This window comes from Cellulomonas phragmiteti, from assembly GCF_016862775.1.
Classification (GTDB): Bacteria; Actinomycetota; Actinomycetes; order Actinomycetales; family Cellulomonadaceae; genus Cellulomonas; species Cellulomonas phragmiteti.
In genome coordinates this window covers 32334-50018 of sequence record NZ_BONP01000020.1, presented here as the reverse complement: position 1 = coordinate 50018, position 17685 = coordinate 32334, and the positions used below count along the sequence as shown (strand labels likewise).

Here is a 17685-nt window from a genome sequence, read left to right as displayed (position 1 = left end):
CACCAGGGCCAGCGTCGGACGCGGCCGGGGCCGGCGACAGTGCCGCCCGGGCGTCGGTAGGGGACGTCCGCCCTGCCCCAACGGGCAGGGCTCCGCCGGGGGCGTCGTCGCGGGCCCGCGACGGGGGGTACGACGTGGGCATGGACGCGCCGGCGTGGGAGCGGTTCGCGGACGTCGTGCTGGCCGCCGACGCCGCGGTGTGCCGCGTCGTCCAGGGCGTCCCGCCGCGCGACTTCGCCGGGATGTACGTCGGCGACGAGGAGGTCGACGCGCTGCTCGCGACGCTGCCGGGCCTCGACGGTCCCGCCCCGGAGCGCGTCGCGCCGCTGCGCGCACGCCTCGAGCCGCACGTCACCGCGGCCCGCGTGGCGCTGCACGCCTGGGTCCGGACGGGGGAGGACGGGCTGGCGCGCGCGTGCCGGTACGCCGGCGTGCGGGGGGTCGCCGCCGAGGTGGCGGCGGTGCTGCTCGCCGTGGACCTGCACCCGCAGCGGCAGCGGCTCGTCGCGTACGTGCAGGACAGCGTGCAGCTGCCCCGGCCGACCCTCGCGTGGGTGGCGCGGGTGCTGGGCGACGACGCGCTGCGGGCGCTGGCGCCGCGCGGGCCCCTCGTGCGCGCGGGGCTGGCGGTGGTCGGCGGGGAGGGGGCGTGGGGTACGCGCATGTGCGGCGTCGCGCCGCGCGTGGCGTGGGCGGCCCGCGGTGACGACACGCTCGACCCCGACGTGCCGCCCGGCACCCGGCTCCGTCCTGCTGCGGACGCCGGGTCCGACGCGGGCGCCCGCGGACGGGGCGCGCCGGCACCCGCCCGCCCGCCCGCGGACGCCCCGGCGGGCGCCGGCGCCCTGCTCCTCGTGCACGGGGCCGACCCCGAGAGCCGGCGCCAGGCGGCGGCGTCGGCGCTGCCGGGTGCGGACCTGCTCGTCGCCCCCCTGCCGGCGTCGCCCGACGCGTGGGGTGCGGTCGTGCGGGAGGCGACGCTGCGCTGCGCCGTGCTCGTCGTGGAGGTCGACGGCCGCCTGGCCCGGGAGGACACCGAGCAGCTGGACCGCGCGCCTCACCTGGCGCTCGTCCTGGCCTCGGCGCGCGAGCTGCCGCTCGACTGCCTGCCCGCGCGGCCCTGGCGGGAGGTCCACGTGCGCGACGGCGAGGCCGACGACGTCGACTGGCACCGCCGCACGGGCGGGCCCGCGCCGGCGGGCGTGCGGCTGACGCGTGAGCAGCTGCGGCTGGTCGCCGGGCCGGGCGCGGCGGCGCACCCCCGGGCCGACGACGTGGCCGCGGGCGTCCGGCGGCTCGCGGGCGGGCACCTCGACGGGGTCGCGGCGCGGGTGCACGCCCGCCGCGGCTGGGAGGACCTGGTGCTGCCCGTCACCCCCACCGGGCAGCTGCACGACCTCGTGGCGCGGTACCGGCAGCGGCGCACCGTCTTCGGCTCCTGGGGGTTCCCCGCGGTGCCGTCGGCCGGTGTCGTCGCGCTCTTCGCGGGACCGTCCGGGACGGGCAAGACGCTGGCGGCCGAGGTCGTGGCCGCGGACCTGGGGCTCGACCTGTACAAGGTCGACCTGTCGGCGGTCGTCTCCAAGTACATCGGGGAGACGGAGAAGAACCTCGAGCGGGTGTTCTCCGCGGCGGCGTCGGGGGACATGGTGCTGTTCTTCGACGAGGCCGACGCCCTGTTCGGCAAGCGCACCGACGTGGCGTCGTCGCACGACAGGTACGCGAACATCGAGGTCGCCTACCTGCTGCAGCGCCTCGAGGTCTTCGACGGCCTGGTGATCCTGGCGACCAACCTGCAGGGCAACATCGACGACGCCTTCTGGCGCCGCATCGCGGTGTCGGTGACGTTCACCGCCCCGGACGAGGTGGAGCGGCGCCGCATCTGGGAGCGGGTGTTCCCCGCGGCCGCGCCCGTCGACGACGTCGACCTCGACCTGCTGGCGCGCCGGTTCAAGGTGACGGGCGGGGTGATCCGCAACGCGGCGCTCGGCGCGGCGTTCGCGGCCGCCGACGAGGACGGGTCGATCACCATGGCGCGGGTCGTGCGCGCCCTGCAGCGCGAGCTCGTCAAGCTCGGTCACCTGTCGGTGGTCGACCCGCCCGACGCGCCCCCGGACGCGTCGGCCCGCCGGGTCGGGGGCTGACACGGAGCGCGCGGCCGCCGTGGAGCGCGGCGCGGCGCCGGCCGCCGGGACGCGGGCGACCCGTGCGGCCGGTGCGACGGCGGCCGGTGCGACGGCGGCCGGGTCGCGGCACACGTCCGGTGCGCGCACGACGTCGCGCGCCGCAACACGGCCGGGGGCCGCACCCGGCGCCGGCGGCGGGGGGACGGCGGTGCTGTCCAACGCGGCCGTCGCCCGCGCGGCGCGCGGCCCGGACGCCGCCCGCGCCGCCGGGGCGACCGGTCCGGGTCACCGGGCGGCGGTGGCGGCGGCGCGCTCGACGCTGACGGTGAGCCACCCGCACGACCCGGCGGAGAAGGAGGCGGAGGCGTTCGGGGCGCGCATCGCGCACCAGCGTCCCCCGTCGGCGCCACCCGCGGAGCGGATGACGGACGCAGGGCCGGATCGCCCTCCCGCGGGCCGCGGAGCCCGCGCGGCCCTCCCCACCCCCACCCCCACTCCCCTCGGCGTGAGAGGTCGATCCAGCCCTGCGGCCGCTGGGGGTGTCGCGCGGGACGGGGAGGGCGCGGCGTCGGTGGAGCAGGTGGCGGCCGGGGGTGAGGTACCGGTCTCGCAGGCGACGCAGTCGCTGATCGCGAGCCCGGGCGGCGGGGTCCCGATCCCCGAGGCGGTGCGGGCGCGGATCGAGCCGCACCTGGGGGCGGACCTGTCCGGCGTGCAGGTGCACACCGGGGCGCAGGCCGCGGCCGCGGCGGCGGAGCTGCAGGCACGGGCGTTCACGGTGGGGGCGCACATCTTCCTGGGGGACGGGCAGTCCGTCGGTGACCTGGAGCTCATGGGCCACGAGGCCACGCACGTCGTGCAGCAGGTCGCCCTGGACACCTGGCGCGCACCCGTCGCGCGCGACCTCGAGGTCACCGACCTGCTGCCGGACTTCATCGTCGACGGTGTGACCTCGGCCGTGCAGGCGATCCCCGGCTACGCGCTCATCGGCATGATCACCGGCAAGGACCCGCTGACCGACGAGCCGGTGCGCCCGCCGGACCTCGAGCTCGTCGAGAAGGTCCTCACGTGGGGGCCGTTCGGCGCGGCCGTCGGGCCGGTGCTGCAGGGCGTCGAGATCCTCGCCGACATCGTCGCGTACCTGCGCGAGCGCATGGCCGCGCACCGGCTCACGTGGGACCGCATCAGCGCCGACGTCTCCGCCGCGTGGGACGAGATGGGCGTCACCGAGGGCATCAGCGGCAACGTCGCGATCGTCGAGCGGTACGTCGACGCGTTCCTCGCCGACGTGCGTGCCCTGGTCGACGAGGTCAAGGACGCCGTCATCGCCCAGGTGCGGCAGGTCGTCGCCGCGGTCGCGCGGCCGCTGCTGCAGACCCCGGAGATCGCGCCGCTGTGGAACCTGGCGATCAAGGTGTTCCACCACGACCCCCTCACGGGCGAGTCCGTCGACGCCCCGACGGTCGAGATCCTCGGGGACTTCCTGCGGCTCATCGGCAGGGGCGAGGTCGTCGACCAGATGGCCGAGCGGGACACCCTGCAGGCCACCGCCGACTGGCTCGACACCATGGTGGGCCGGTTCACGGCGCTCGTCGGGCAGGCCGGTGCGCTGTTCACCGCCGCGTGGGACGCGATCAGCCCGGCGAACCTGCCGCACCTGCTCGAGACCCTGCCCGACCTGGCCGACCGGGCGTTCACCCTGGTCGGCGACGTGGGCCGGTTCGCGTGGGACGTCATCGAGCAGGTCCTGGTCCTCGTCAAGCGGTCGTTGCTGGAGTGGCTCAGCGAGCACGCCCACACGATCCCGGGATTCCACCTGCTGACCGTGATCATCGAGCAGAACCCGTTCACCGAGGAGCGGGTGCCGCGCACGGGCGAGAACCTTGTCCGCGGCTTCATCACCCTGCTGCCGGGCGGCGCGGCGATGTACGACCAGCTGGCCGAGTCCGGCGCCATCGCGCAGGCCGGTGCCCGGATCGACGGCGCCGTCGAGAGCCTCGGCATCAGCTGGGACCTCGTCGTCTCGACGTTCACGGGCGTGTGGGACCTCGTCACCCTGGAGAAGCTGCTCTCGCCGGTCGAGACGTTCAACGAGATCACCGCGAAGTTCGGGGAGCCGCTCGGGCGGATCTTCGAGTTCATCTCGGTCGTCGTGCAGGTCGTCATCGACCTGGTCCTGCGGATGATGAACTTCCCGCCCGAGCTGGTGGGCAACGTGGTGGCCAACGCGACGGCCGCGATCGACGACATCGTCAACGACCCGGTCGGGTTCCTGCTCAACCTCGTCGCGGCCATGAAGGCCGGGTTCTCGTCGTTCTTCGGCAAGATCGGGACCTACCTGCTGGACGGGCTCGCCGACTGGCTCTTCCGTGGCCTGAGCAAGATCGGTGTCGAGCGGCCCGCCGAGCTGACGCTCGAGACGGCCATCACGCTGATCGTGCAGATCTCGGGCATCACCGTCGAGGTGATCTGGCAGAAGCTCGCCACGCACCTCGGGCAGGAGACCGTCGACCGGATCCGCGGGGCCGTCGCGATGGCCGGCGAGGCGTTCGCGTTCGTCAAGGAGGTCCAGGACGGTGGCTTCTCCGCCATCTGGGCACGCCTGACCGAGAAGCTGTCGATGCTGTGGGACACGCTGTTCGGGATGGTCAAGGACTGGATCATGTCCGAGATCGTCGACGCGGCGATCGCCAAGGTCCTGTCGATGCTGGACCCCACGGGGATCATGGCGGTCATCAACGGCGCGATCGCGTTCTTCCGTGCCGTCCAGTCGGTGCTCGACTACGTGCGCGAGCTGCTGGAGATCGTCGACTCCTACGTCGCGACCATCGGGGCCATCGCCAAGGGCGACGTCGGCCCGGGTGCCGCGATGCTCGAGGGCGGGCTGGCCGCGGCGGTGCCGGTGGCGATCGGGTTCCTCGCGAACCAGGTGGGCCTGGGGGACGCGCCGGAGAAGATCGCCGAGTTCGTCATCGGGCTGCGCGAGAAGCTGCTCGAGGCGCTGGACTGGCTCATCGAGCGGGCGGTCGCTCTGGGCAGGGGCGCGCTGGCGGCGCTGACGGGCACGGGTGGGGCGGAGGGCGAGCCCGCGGCGCCGGGCGCGGCCGGCCCCACGCTCGAGGCGAGCGAGCCCACGTCGATGGACGAGGAGTCGCACACGATCTACGCGGTCCTGCGCGACGGCGTGATCGTCCTCGAGATGGCCTCGGCCGAGCGGCGTCCGGTGTTCCAGCGCATCGCGCCCCTGCTCGACGCCGTGGCGGACTCCGAGGACGCCGAGGTGGTGCGCCTGCGCGCCGCGCTGGGCGCGCTGCGGGCGCGGGTCGGCGTCGCGCGGGCTGACCTGGCCGAGGGCGACGCCGTCAGCGACAGCACGATCCAGCGGGCGGCGCTGCGCGAGCTCGACGAGCTGGCGACCCAGGCCGGTGCGCTGGTCAGCGCCCTGTCGCGGGCGGCCGGCATCAGCATGGAGACCAATCTCACCCGCAGCGAGATCCGCCGGCGCTTCTACCCGTCGGCGTTCGACGCGAGCCTGGCGTCCGCTGCCGCCGCCCAGATGCGCGAGATGCAGGACCAGGCGCGCGTGCTGGTGGCGGCGGACCCGGTGCGCAGCCAGATGACGGACGCGTCGTGGTACCTGTGCCCGGGGTTCGAGGACCAGGTGCCGCACCTGGTGAACCGCAACCGCGACGAGTCGCGCACGCGGCCGACCTGGGACCACGACATCCCCGTCGCGCAGCACTGGAACGACGTCGGGTGCTGCACGACGCAGGACGAGCGACGCACCTGGTACAACGACGCGGCCAACCTGCGGGTGATGTGCGCGAGCTGCAACAGCCGCCGAGGCTCGCGTGACGTCTCGTACGACCCGTCGACGCGGCCGGGGTTCGTCGGGCCGCAACGGTCGCGGCGGTAGCGGGGTCGCACCTCGCCGGTCGGTGCCGCGACTCAGCGGTCCCCGACCCGCACCTCGCGCCCGGCGACCGGCGGCCCGGCGACCTGCGTCGTCGCCACCGTCATCGGGGCGATGAGGACGACGTCGAGCGCGGGCTTCAGCTCCCCGCCCAGCGCGTTCCACAGGTCGGGGGCGGACCGGTCGCCGGACGGTGGCAGCCCGACGGTCAGCGGGACGTGCGCGCCCTCGAGCGCACCGCCGAGGTGCTCGGGGGGGATCGCGTCGAACCGCACGAGGTTGGCCAGCACGAGCCCGAGGAGTGTGTGCTCGTCCTCCGGGCGCTGCGTCCACGCCGTCACCAGGTACGACAGCCGGTACCAGCGCGGCCCCGGCGTGTACCCGACGATGCGCCCGGCGTCGTCGCGCACGGTCCGCGACTGCGCGTCGCGCCGGTCGACCTCCTCGCGCAGGTCGTAGAGGAAGACGTCGACGACGGGCCCGGTGCGCCGGGCCGCCCAGCTCGACGTGGGCGCGTCGAGGACGACCTCGGCGGGCTGCCCGCGCAGCGCCTCGGACTGCACCAGGGCGACGAGCGCGTCGTCGGCGTCGGAGATCATGCGCACCCCCGTCGTGCTGGACCTGTCCGGCCCATGCTCGCGCCGCCCGCGGCCGCGCGGCCCGCCCGGCCCGCCGCGCTGCCCCAACGGGCACCACGTGCCCGTTTCATCCTGGTCCGGGGTGACCCGCAGGGCTACCGTCGAGGGATGGCCGTGCTGTCGGCCCAGGAGATCTACCGGTACGCACGCCTCGCGGGGTTCGGCCCCGACCAGGCGCAGACGATGACGGCGATCGCCCTGGCCGAGTCTGGGGGGAACACCGGCGCGCACAACCCCGTCGGTGAGGACTCGCGCGGTCTCTGGCAGATCAACGTGGCCGCCCACAAGGACCTCGCGGGCGTCGACCTCTCGGACCCGCTGGAGAACGCCCGGGCCGCGTTCCGCGTGTCCGGGCAGGGCGCGAACATCTCGCCGTGGACGGTGACGCACGGCGGCGGCGGGGCGCGCTACCTGCAGTTCCGGGACGAGGCGCAGACCGCCGCGCAGCTCGCGGGGGACGCGCCGGGCGGGGTGTGGTCGGGGACCTCCGGGTACGGGCACGTCGTGGGGGCGGGCCTCGGCGGGGACGCCGTCGCCGCGGCCGCCGGGGGCTCGCCCGCCGGGGGCAGCCTGCTGCAGGCCTTCCTCGACGCGGCCACGGCCCAGGCGGGCGACCGGTACGTGTTCGGCGTGACGGCGAGCATCGACGACGCCGACCCCGACGCGTTCGACTGCTCCGAGCTGGTGAAGTGGGCGGCCGGCCGCCAGGGCGTCACCGTGCCCGACGGCACGTGGCTGCAGTACCTCGACCTCAAGGCGGACGGCGCGACGATGTCCGTGGAGGAGGCCATCAACACCCCGGGCGCCCTGCTGTTCTCGTTCCCCTACGAGCCGCAGCCCGGTCAGGGCCGGCCGCCGTCGGCGCACGTCGCGATCAGCCTGGGCGACGGCCGCACGATCGAGGCGGCGAACCCCCGCAAGGGCGTGATCTTCGGGGAGGCGGAGGGCCGGTTCCAGTACGCGGGCTTCATCCCGGGGCTGACCGGCGGCACGGTCGGCCCGGACGGGCCCGTCGGCCTCGACCCGGGCCTGGACTCGGACGGCGACGGCATCACCGACGTCCTGGAGCAGCGGCTGGGTCTCGACGCGTTCCTCGCCGACACCGACGGCGACGGCTCGTCCGACGGCTACGAGATGCTCGTGCTGGGCACGCGGGCCGAGTCCGCGGACTCCGACGGCGACGGCGTGTCCGACGGGCAGGAGCTGCTGCTGGGCACCGACCCGCTGCGGGCCGACTCCGACGGTGACGGTGACGTCGACGGGGGCGCCGCCGGCGGCCCGGACGCGGACGCGGACGGGTTGTCGGACGCCCTCGAGCAGATCATGGGCACCGACCCGTTCGCCGCGGACACCGACCGCGACGGGTTCGTCGACGGTGCGGAGCACGCCGCCGGGTTCGACCCCCTCGACGCGCAGAGCAACCCGCTGGCGTCGGTCGCGCCGGACGACACGAGCCTCTGAGGCGCTGCTGCGGTCGCGCAGCGCACACCGTCCCGCGCTTCACCCGACCCGTTCGGGTCATGCGTTCAGGACGACCGTCCAACGTCCCGATGCCCCGGGAGCCCTGAGTCGAGCGCGCGATCCCCCGCGCCGACCTCATGTCCTCCGAAGGAGCATCTGTGCCCCTGTTCTCCCCGAGGTCTGCGCGCGCGCCCAGGTCCCGCACCACCACCCCTGCGGCACGCGGTGCACGCCGCAGCGCAGGCGTCGCGCTCGTCGCGGCGGCGGCGCTGGTCGCACCGGGTCTCCCCGCCGTGGCCGCCCCGTTCGCTCTCACCTACCCGACGGTCTTCATCTCGCAGCTCGTCCCGGGTGACAGCACGACCACCATGCGCACCGTCGTGCAGTCCCGCCTGGCCAACGCCGGCAGGGGCGGTGTCACCATCGCCTCGCTCGGCAGCCGCGCCGCGTTCCTCTACAACGCGGTGGACTACCGCCCCTCGGACAACTTCCTGTACGGGATCGCGTCGAACGGCCAGCTCGTGCGGATCCAGCACGACGGCACCGCGACCCAGCTCGGGACGATCTCGGGCGTGACCACGGGCCAGTACTCCGGGGCCTTCGGTGGCCCGAACACGCTCTACGTGCGGCCGACGGGCAGCTCGACCTCCATGCGGGCGGTCGACGTGGTCGCCCGGACCTCGACCGCGGTGACGCTCTCGGAGGCGGTCACCATGAACGACTTCACCTTCTGGCAGGGCTACCTGTGGGGCGTCGAGGTCGCAGCCGGCAGCGGGTCCGTCCCGGTCCGGACGCTCAAGCGGATCAGCACGACCGGTCAGGTCACCTCGATCGACGTCACGAACCTCTTCCCGGACGCCGACGACTCCACGGGCGGGCTCGGCACCGGCTACGGCGCCGCCTGGGTCTACGGCAACGGCAACCTGGCCTTCAGCTACAACAACACGGGCAACATCACGCAGCTCCGGGTGACGAACCCGAGCGCGACGCTGCCCACCGCGACGCTGGTCTCGACCATCGCCGGCCCGCCCACCAGCCAGAACGACGGCGCGACGTCGCCGTCCACCCCGACGGACCTGACGCTGGCGGTGACGTCCCCGGCCCCGTCCGCGCCGTCCGCGCCCATCACCTGGACCGTCCAGGTCACCAACTCCGGCGATGCCGGGTCCTCCGGTGCGACCTTCACCTACCCCGTGCCGACGGGTGTGGGGCTCACCGACGCGGGTCTGGACACCGGCTGCACGCTCACCTCGGGCGTCGTGCAGTGCGTCGTGGGGCAGCTCGCGCCCGGCGCGAGCGACACCTACACGTTCACCGGCACCGCCCCGGCGTCCCACCCGGTCTCGACGAGCTCGACGGTCACCGTCATCGGCAACGAGCAGGACCTCACCGACAACACCGCCACGCTCGTCGTCGCGCCGCAGCCCCAGGCCCTGACGACGACGGGCGTCGGCACCGCGGTGCAGCAGCAGGCGGTCACCGTCCCGGCGGGGGGCACGCTGACGCTGCTGGACGGCACGACGCCGGTCACCAGCCTGAGCGTCACCGGCGTCGGCACCTACGCCGTCTCCGGCGCGAACCTCACGTTCACGCCGGTCCTCGGCTTCCAGGGTGAGGCTCCGGCGGCGCCGTTCCGCGTCACGGTCGGCAGCGAGACGGGGACGGGCACCTACACCGCGACCGTCACCCCGCCCGCCGCCCCCGCGCCGGGCGACCTGCTGACCACGGGCACGTCGCCCGCCAGCCAGACGGCCACGGTCACGGTCCCGCCGTCGGGCTCCGTGCGCCTGCTCGACGGCAGCGGCGACCCGACGACGACGCTCGCGGTCGCCGGCGGCTCCTACTCCCTGGACACCGCCACGGGGGTCATCACGTTCACGCCCGCCCCGCTGTTCGTCGGTGAGGCGCCCGCCGTGCGGTTCCGCGTGACCGACGCGTACGGCCGGACCGGCCAGGCCCGGTACACCCCGACGGTGACCGCGCCGGCAGGTCCGTCCGCCTCCCCGTACACGTCCACCGGCGTGGGCACCGCGGTCCAGCGCCCGGCCACGTCCGTGCCGATCCCGGCCGGTGGTTCCGTCCGCCTGCTCGACGGCGGCACGCCGGCGACCTCGGTGACGGTCGACGGCGAGGGCACCTACGCCGTCGACACCGCGACCGGTGAGCTGTCCTTCGCGCCCGTCGCGGGCTTCCAGGGCACCGCCACCGCGGTGGCCTACCGGGTCACCGACGCCTACGGGCAGACCGCCCAGAGCACGTACACGGCGACTGTGACCGCGCCGGACGGCCCGGTCGTCACCGCCCGCACCAGCACCGGCGTCGGCACGCAGCCGCAGGGCACGACGGTCGTCGCCCCGACCGGGGGCGCCGTCGCCCTGCTCGGCGGCGAGTCGTCGACCCGCGTCGTCGTCGAGGACGAGGGCGTGTACACCCTCGACCCGAGCACCGGCACCATCACGTTCACCCCGGAGCTCGGCTTCCAGGGTGCCGCCACGTCCGTGACCTTCCGCGTCACCGACGTCTACGGCCAGCAGGCGCAGGCCACGTACACCCCGACGGTGACCCCGCCGGCACCCCCCGTGGCACCCGACGCGACGTCGACGGGCCCGGCCGTGACGCCGCAGAACCTCACGGTCACCCTCCCCGCGGGTGGGACCGTGGCGCTGTCGGGCGGCGGGTCGCCGACCCGCGTCGTCGTCGACGGCGAGGGCGTCTACACCCTCGACCCGAGCACCGGCACGATCACCTTCACGCCGGACCTGGGCTTCTCGGGTGAGTCGCAGGGCGTCGCCGTCGTCGTGACCGACGCCTACGGCCAGTCGGCGACCGGCTCGTGGACGCCGACGGTCACCGCGCCGCCCGCACCGCAGCCGCTGCCCGCGACCACCGACGGCGTGGGCACCGCCACGCAGTCGACCACCGTCACGGTCCCGGGGTCGGGCTCGGTGGCGCTCGTCGGCGGCGGGTCGCCGATCCGCGTCGTCGTCGACGGCCAGGGCGTCTACACCCTCGACCCGGCCACGGGCGTGATCACGTTCGCCCCCGAGCTGGGCTTCGCGGGCGAGGCGGACGGCGTCACCTACGAGGTGACCGACGCGTACGGCCAGTCCGCCACCGCCGTCTACACCCCGACCGTCGAGGCCCCGCCGGCCCCGGCTCCGACGCCCCTGACCTCGTCCGGCACGGGCGAGGAGCCGCAGGGCCCGGTCACGTCGGTGACGGTCCCCGCGGGCGGCTCCGTCGGCTTCCTCGACGGTCACGGAGACGTCGTCCCGACGCTCGTCGTCGGCGGCGTCGGCACCTACGCCGTGACGCCCGAGGGCGTCGTGACGTTCACCCCGGAGCTCGGCTTCCAGGGCGCCGCACCGCCGGTGACGATCCAGGTGACGGACGCCTACGGGCAGACCGGCACCACGACGTACACCCCGACGGTCACCGCACCCCCGGCACCCGTGCTGGGCGACCCGGCGTCGTCCGGCCCCGCCGAGCAGACCCAGGCCGTCACCGTGCCCGTGCCCGGGGGCGGCTCCGTCGCCCTCGTGGCGGAGGACGGCGACCTGGTCGGCACGGTCACGGTCCCCGGTCAGGGCACCTACGTCCTCGACCCGAGCACCGGTGGCATCGTCTTCACCCCGGTGCCCGGCTACGCGGGGCAGACCGACGGCGTGACGATCCGCGTCACGGACGCCTACGGCCAGAGCGACGACGCGCGGTACGCGCCGCTCGTCCTGGCACCGGCCGGCCCCGTCGCGGTCGACGCGACGACGACCGGCACCGGCACGACGCCGCAGAGCACGGTCGTCCCGGTCCCGGCCGGCACGACGGTGCAGCTCGTCGACGGCACGGAGCTGGTCGACCGGCTGGTCGTCGCGGGCGAGGGCACCTACGTCCTCGACCCGGGCACGCACGTCGTCACCTTCACGCCCGCGCTGGGCTTCACGGGCGAGGCCGCCGGTGCGACGTTCCGTCTCACCGACGCCTACGGCCAGAGCGACGACGGCCGCTACACGCCGACCGTCCTGGCGCCGTCGGCACCGGCGGCGACCGACCGGACGACGTCCGGACCGGCCGGCGCACCCCAGAGCACGACGGTCGCGGTCCCGACCGGCGGCTCCGTCACGCTCCTCGACGCCGACGGCGACCCGGTCACCTCGGTGACCGTGGTCGGGCAGGGCACCTACGTGCTGGACCCCGCCACGGGGGTCGTCACCTTCACGCCGGCACCGGGCTTCAGCGGGGTCGCGACACCGGTGACCTTCCGGGTCACGGACGCCTACGGCCAGACGGCCGAGGCGACCTCCACCCCGACGGTCGTCGCACCGGCCCCGCCGACGGCGACGCCCGCCGGCACGACGGGCGTCGGCACCGCGGTGCAGACGGCGACGTTCCCGGTCCCCCCGGGCACGACCGTCGCCCTGCGCGGTGCCGGGGGCGCCGCGGCCACGACGGTCGCGGTCGACGGTCAGGGCACCTACGTGCTCGACCCGGCGACGGGTGTGGTGACCTTCACCCCGGTCCTCGGGTTCGTCGGTGCGGCCAGCGGCGTGACGGTCGTCCTGACCGACGCCTACGGCCAGACGGCGTCGGCGACCTACACGCCGACCGTCGTCCTCCCGGCGCGGCCGACGGCGGCCCCGCTCACGTCGACCGGGGCACCGGGCACCGCCCAGCGCCCGACGACGACCGTCACCGTCCCGTCCGGCGGGTCCGTGACGCTGGTCGACGCGGACGGTCGGGACACCCTGGTGGTCGACGTGCCCGGCCAGGGCACGTACACGCTGGACCCGGCCACGGGCGCGCTGACGTTCACCCCGGTCGTGGGCTTCTCCGGTGCGGCGACCCCGGTCGTCTACCGGGTGACGGACGCGTACGGGCAGTCGGCGACGTCGACCTACGCGGCGACGGTCGCGGCAGCCGCCGCCGAGCCGACGCCCGCCCGACCGGCGCTCGCGGTGACCGGGACGGAGCTCGGCGCGTCGCTCGTGGGCGTCGCGCTGCTGCTCCTGGCCGGTGCGGCGCTGGTCGTCACGGCGCGACGCCGCGAGGCCTGACGGCGACGCAGGGCCACGGTCCCGGCGACGGCCGGTCACCCCGCGCGGGTGGCCGGCCGTCGCCGTCCGCGGTCCGGCGGCGCGCTCGCGGCGCCGACGCGTCGGTGGGGTGCGGCGCTCAGATCAGGCCGTGCCGCACCGCGTACGCCACCGCGTGCGTGCGGTTGCGCAGCCCGAAGCGGCGCGTGAGGTCCTGCACGACGACCTTGACCGTGCGCTCGGAGTACGCGAGGCGGCGCGCGATCTCCCGCGTGTCCGCCCCCTCGCCCAGGAGCCGCAGCACGGAGCGCTCGCGGTCGTTGACGCCCGTGAGCGCGAGCACGTGGCCCGGCCGCGCGGGTGCGGACGGGTGCTCGGCGGACGTGCGCGGCAACAGCGCCGCGAGCAGGTCGACGGGCACGACCGCCTCGCCCGACGCGACGGCGTGCAGCAGCGCCCCGACGCCCTCGGCCGTCGCCTCGCGCCGTCGCAGGACGCCCACGGCGCCGGCCTGCACGACGAGCGCGACGGCCTCCGTGCTGACCTCGCCGACCACGAGCACGGGCCGGCAGCCGGGGCGGGACGCCAGGCGTCGCACCGCGTCGACGGCGCGTGCGCTCACCGTCTCGAGCACGACCACGACCACCTCGGCCTGGGCGAGGTCGCCGGGCTGCTCGACCTCGACGTGCTCGACCTGCACGTCGGTGAGCGTGTCCAGGACCGACCGCAGGCCGGCGCGCGTCAGGGCGTCGCCGCCCTGCACGGCGACCCGCAGGTGCAGCGTGGCCCCGGTGGGGCGGACGGACTCGAGCGGTCGCAGCGTGTGCACGGAGGCGGTGGTCATGCGCAGCAGGCTCGCGCGCCGGGCTCAACGTCCCCTCCACAGGCGCTCAACGCCCGCTCAACACGTCGCGTTTCACCCGGTTCCTCCGGACACCGTCCCGCGCGGGTGCCTGTTGAGGCACTGCACGCGCGACACCGTCCCCGGCAGCCGTCGCGGTGGGACCATGCGGTGATGGGGGACGTGGAGCGGCTGCTCGACGCGGTGGCGGACGCCGCCGCCCGCGCGGGACGCGGCGACCTCGTGCAGCGGGTGCACGCAGCCCGTGCCCGTCTCGCGGACCCGGCGTTCCGCGTGGTGGTGTGCGGGGAGTTCAAGAAGGGCAAGAGCTCCCTGGTCAACGCCCTGCTCGGCGCGCGCGTGTGCGCGACGGACGCCGACGTGGCCACGGCCGTGCCGACCTACGTGCGCTGGGGCGAGCGGGTCGCGGCGCGCGTGCTGGCGGAGGAGCAGCCGGACGCGCCGACCCTGGGCGACGTCGCACCCGCGGACGTCCCGACCGCGGCCACCGGGCAGGCGGTGCCGCTGCTGCGCGACGACGCGCCGGGTGCCGCGCCCGGAGCCCCGCCGGCCGGGAACGGCGCGGGGACCACGGGCCGGGCCGTCGAGATCCGGCTCCCGCGCGAGCTGCTGCGCGGCGGGCTCGTGCTGGTCGACACGCCGGGCATCAGCGGCGGCCTGGCGTCGACGCACGCCGGCGTCGCGCTGCGCAGCCTCGCCGTGGCCGACGCGCTGCTGTTCGTCACCGACGCGGGGTCCGAGCTCGGGGCCGCGGAGATCGAGCTGCTGCGGCAGGCGGCCGCGCTGTGCCCCGTCGTCCTGGTGGGGCTCACGCGCACCGACCTGTTCGCGCACTGGCGGCGGATCCGCGACGCCGACGTGCGGCACCTGCGCGTCGCCGGCGTGCGGGCCGACGTCCTGCCGCTGTCGGCCCCGCTGCGGCACGCGGGGCTGCGCGCGCAGGACCGCGACCTGCTGGCGGAGTCCGGGTACCCGGCGCTCGCCGCGCGCCTGCTCGACGAGCGGGTGCGGGCCGCCGGCACGGGGGAGGCGGCTGCGGCCGCGGTGGCGGCCAGCACGCTCGGGCAGCTCCTCACGGCGTTCACCGCCGAGCGTGACGCGCTGGGCGACGACGCGACGGCCCGGGAGCGACGCGTGGCGTGGGAGCAGGCACGCGCCCGGGCGGCCGACCTGCGCGGTGCGGGTGCGCGCTGGCAGCAGGTGCTGTTCGACCGCACGTCGGACCTCGCCTCGGAGGTCGAGACGGACCTGACGGTGCGGTTGCGGGCCCTGCGCCGGGACGCGGTCGCGCACATCGCCGAGCTGCCGGCCACGCGCCTGGAGGCCGACCTGGGGCCGTGGCTGCAGCAGCGCACGACCGCGGCGCTGCTGGACCACCAGGCCCTGGTGCGGACGCTCGCGGACCAGGTGGCCGACGCGGTGGCCGAGCAGTTCGGCTCCGCGGCGTGGGAGCTGCGGCAGGGGGTCGCGACGGGCGCCGACGGGTCCGGCGGGGTGGACGTCGCGTTCGTCGCCGCGCCCGGGACGCGCGCGTCGCGCCTGGACCTGGGCCTGGTGGCGCTGCGCGGGGGCTCGGCCGGCGCGATGATCAGCCACGGGGCGGGTCTCGTCCTGGGGCTGGCGCTGCCGGTGGTGCTGCCCGTCGCGGTGGTGCTGTCCGCGGTGCTGGCCGGCCGGTCGTGGCACGCGGCGCGCGAGGGGCAGCTGCGCGCCCTGCGCGGTGAGACCGAGCGGGCGGTCGGGGCCTACCTCGAGGAGGTCGACACCGCGGCCCGCAAGCAGAGCCGCGCCGCGGTGCGCGGGCTGCAGCGGCTGCTGCGCGAGACGTACGCGGCACGCGCCGCGGAGCTGCTGGCCACGGCGACGGCGACGGTCGAGCAGCTCTCGACGGCCATCGCGGAGGACGACACGGCACGCCTGGCACGCACCGCCCGGGTCGACGCCGAGCTCGACCGGCTGCGGGACCTCGCGGCCCGCACGCAGGGCCTGCTCGCCCCGCTCCTGGCCGCGCGGCAGGCGACCGTGCCGGTGCCGCAAGGGACGACGTGACCGGGGCGCGCACCGTCGACGCCGTCCGCGACCTGCTGCGGGACGCCGCCGCGACCTACGCGGGCACCCCGCACGCCGCGACGCTGACCACCGCGGCGCAGCGGCTGGACGGGCCCCTGCGCGTCGCGTTCGCCGGGCGTGTCAAGGCGGGCAAGTCCACGCTGCTCAACGCGCTGGTCGGGCAGCGACTGGCGGCCACCGACGCCACCGAGTGCACCCGCCTGGTCACGACGTACGTCGACGGCCCGGCGGCACGCGCGTGGGCGGTGCTGCCGACCGGGGAGCGCCGTCAGGTCGCGTTCGTCCGCGAGGGCGGTCAGACGCGCGTCGACCTGGGCGCCCTGGCGGTGGAGGACGTCGCGCGGCTCGTCGTGGAGTACCCGTCCTCGCGGCTGGAGCACCTGACCCTCGTCGACACGCCCGGTCTGGCGTCGGCGCGCGGGGAGGTGTCGGCGCGCACCCAGGAGTTCCTGCTCGGTGACGCCGACGGTGCCGACGGTGCCGACGCGGTGCTGTACATGCTGCGGCAGGTCCACGAGTCGGACGTCGACTTCCTGCGGGCCTTCCACGCCGACGACGACACGTGGGCGGTCACCCCCGTGAACGCCGTCGGCGTGCTGTCCCGCGCGGACGAGACCGGCGGTGGCCGGCCCGACGCGCTGGCGACGGCCGAGTCCATCGCCGCGCGGTACCGGGCCGACCCGCGGGTGCGCGCGCTGGTGCAGACGGTGGTGCCGGTGTGCGGGCTGCTGGGGCTCGCGGCGGTCGAGCTCACGCAGGCGCGGTACGAGCACGTCGCGTCGCTGGCCGCCGAGCCGGCGCACGTCCTGCTGTCCGCGGACCGGTTCCTGCGTGCCGCGGGGGCCGTGCCCTCCGACGCCCGGGCGGCGCTCCTGGACGACCTCGGGCTGTTCGGCGTGCGGCTCGCGGTCGGTGCGGTGCGCGACGGGTCGGCGCCGGACGCCGCCGCGCTCGCCGCGGTGCTGCGCGGTGCCAGCCGCCTCGACGACGTCCGCGACCTGCTGCTGCACCGGTTCGTGGCCCGGTCCGGCGCGCTGCAGGCCCAGCGCGCGCTGCGGGCCGTCGAGACGCTGGTCGCCCGGGTCCCGGTGGCGGGCGCCGACCGCCTCGCGCGGCGCTGCGACGAGGTCGTGGCCGGTGCGCACGACCTGGTCGAGCTGCGGCTGCTGGCCGACCTGCGCACGGGCGAGATCGACGTGGGCGACGACGCGGCGCGCGACGAGGCGGAGCGGCTGCTGGGTGCGCTGGGTGACGACCCGCGCACGCGGCTCGGCCTGCCGGCAGCCGGTCACGGCGCGGGCGCCGACGAGCCGGACGACCCCGGTCGCCAGGTCGGTGCCGCCGAGGTGCGCGCCGCCGCGGTCGCCGCGCTGCGCTCGTGGCAGCGCCGTGCGGCGCACCCGTTCGCCGGGCCGGACGTGCGGCGGGTGACCGAGGTGCTGCGGCGCACGTGCGAGGGGATCGCGGCCGCCGCACGGTGACGGCGCCGTCGCCCCTCGTTCCCCCACGGGCGCACCGCCGACCCTCCACCGGCGGTGCGCCCGCCCGCCCAGGAGGAGCGGCGGGCGGGTCGCGTGATACGTGG

General features: G+C 76.1%; 8 protein-coding genes. 6 read left to right on the top strand and 2 right to left on the bottom strand.

Annotation, left to right across the window (positions count from 1 at the left end):
• Nucleotides 1-140: 140 nt before the first annotated feature.
• Entirely contained in the window at nt 141-2144 is a 2004-nt protein-coding gene (locus Cph01nite_RS14700) for an ATP-binding protein (RefSeq protein ID WP_203675439.1), read from the top strand.
• A 190-nt stretch (nt 2145-2334) separates the two neighbouring features.
• A complete protein-coding gene (locus Cph01nite_RS14695) occupies nt 2335-6042 on the top strand; it encodes an eCIS core domain-containing protein (protein WP_203675438.1) in 3708 nt (1235 codons plus the stop codon).
• A gap of 32 nt (nt 6043-6074) precedes the next feature.
• On the opposite strand, the gene Cph01nite_RS14690 is transcribed toward Cph01nite_RS14695, so the two are convergent.
• Entirely contained in the window at nt 6075-6638 is a 564-nt protein-coding gene (locus Cph01nite_RS14690) for a Pvc16 family protein (RefSeq protein WP_203675437.1), read from the bottom strand.
• A gap of 147 nt (nt 6639-6785) precedes the next feature.
• Between Cph01nite_RS14690 and Cph01nite_RS14685 the strand changes: the two genes are divergently transcribed.
• Together Cph01nite_RS14685 and Cph01nite_RS14680 are read left to right on the top strand one after the other, a co-directional pair.
• Entirely contained in the window at nt 6786-8138 is a 1353-nt protein-coding gene (locus tag Cph01nite_RS14685; protein WP_203675436.1) for an NlpC/P60 family protein, read from the top strand.
• Between the two features lie 158 nt (nt 8139-8296).
• Complete coding sequence (locus tag Cph01nite_RS14680) at nt 8297-13189, top strand: beta strand repeat-containing protein (protein ID WP_203675435.1); 4893 nt, start codon at nt 8297-8299, stop codon at nt 13187-13189.
• Between the two features lie 118 nt (nt 13190-13307).
• Here Cph01nite_RS14680 and Cph01nite_RS14675 read toward each other — a convergent pair whose 3' ends face one another.
• Nucleotides 13308-14012, bottom strand: coding sequence for a response regulator transcription factor (locus Cph01nite_RS14675; protein WP_203675434.1), 705 nt, complete (start codon nt 14010-14012; stop codon nt 13308-13310).
• Nucleotides 14013-14183: 171 nt separating this feature from the next.
• Between Cph01nite_RS14675 and Cph01nite_RS14670 the strand changes: the two genes are divergently transcribed.
• Together Cph01nite_RS14670 and Cph01nite_RS14665 are read left to right on the top strand one after the other, a co-directional pair.
• Nucleotides 14184-16079 carry a dynamin family protein gene (locus Cph01nite_RS14670; RefSeq protein ID WP_203675433.1) on the top strand — a complete coding sequence of 632 codons (1896 nt, stop codon included), beginning with the start codon at nt 14184-14186 and terminating at the stop codon, nt 16077-16079.
• Nucleotides 16076-17581 (top strand): dynamin family protein, encoded by a 1506-nt coding sequence (locus tag Cph01nite_RS14665; RefSeq protein ID WP_203675432.1) that lies wholly within the window; start codon nt 16076-16078, stop codon nt 17579-17581. Before Cph01nite_RS14670 ends, Cph01nite_RS14665 begins: the two co-directional genes overlap by 4 nt.
• Nucleotides 17582-17685: the final 104 nt, after the last annotated feature.

Excerpts from the sequence above, each read along its gene's own strand:
- Cph01nite_RS14690 (WP_203675437.1), bottom strand. The coding sequence starts at position 6,638 with ATGATCTCCGACGCCGACGACGCGCTCGTCGCCCTGGTGCAGTCCGAG.
- Cph01nite_RS14675 (WP_203675434.1), bottom strand. The coding sequence starts at position 14,012 with ATGACCACCGCCTCCGTGCACACGCTGCGACCGCTCGAGTCCGTCCGC.
- Cph01nite_RS14670 (WP_203675433.1), top strand. The coding sequence starts at position 14,184 with ATGGGGGACGTGGAGCGGCTGCTCGACGCGGTGGCGGACGCCGCCGCC.
- Cph01nite_RS14700 (WP_203675439.1), top strand. The coding sequence starts at position 141 with ATGGACGCGCCGGCGTGGGAGCGGTTCGCGGACGTCGTGCTGGCCGCC.
- Cph01nite_RS14685 (WP_203675436.1), top strand. The coding sequence starts at position 6,786 with ATGGCCGTGCTGTCGGCCCAGGAGATCTACCGGTACGCACGCCTCGCG.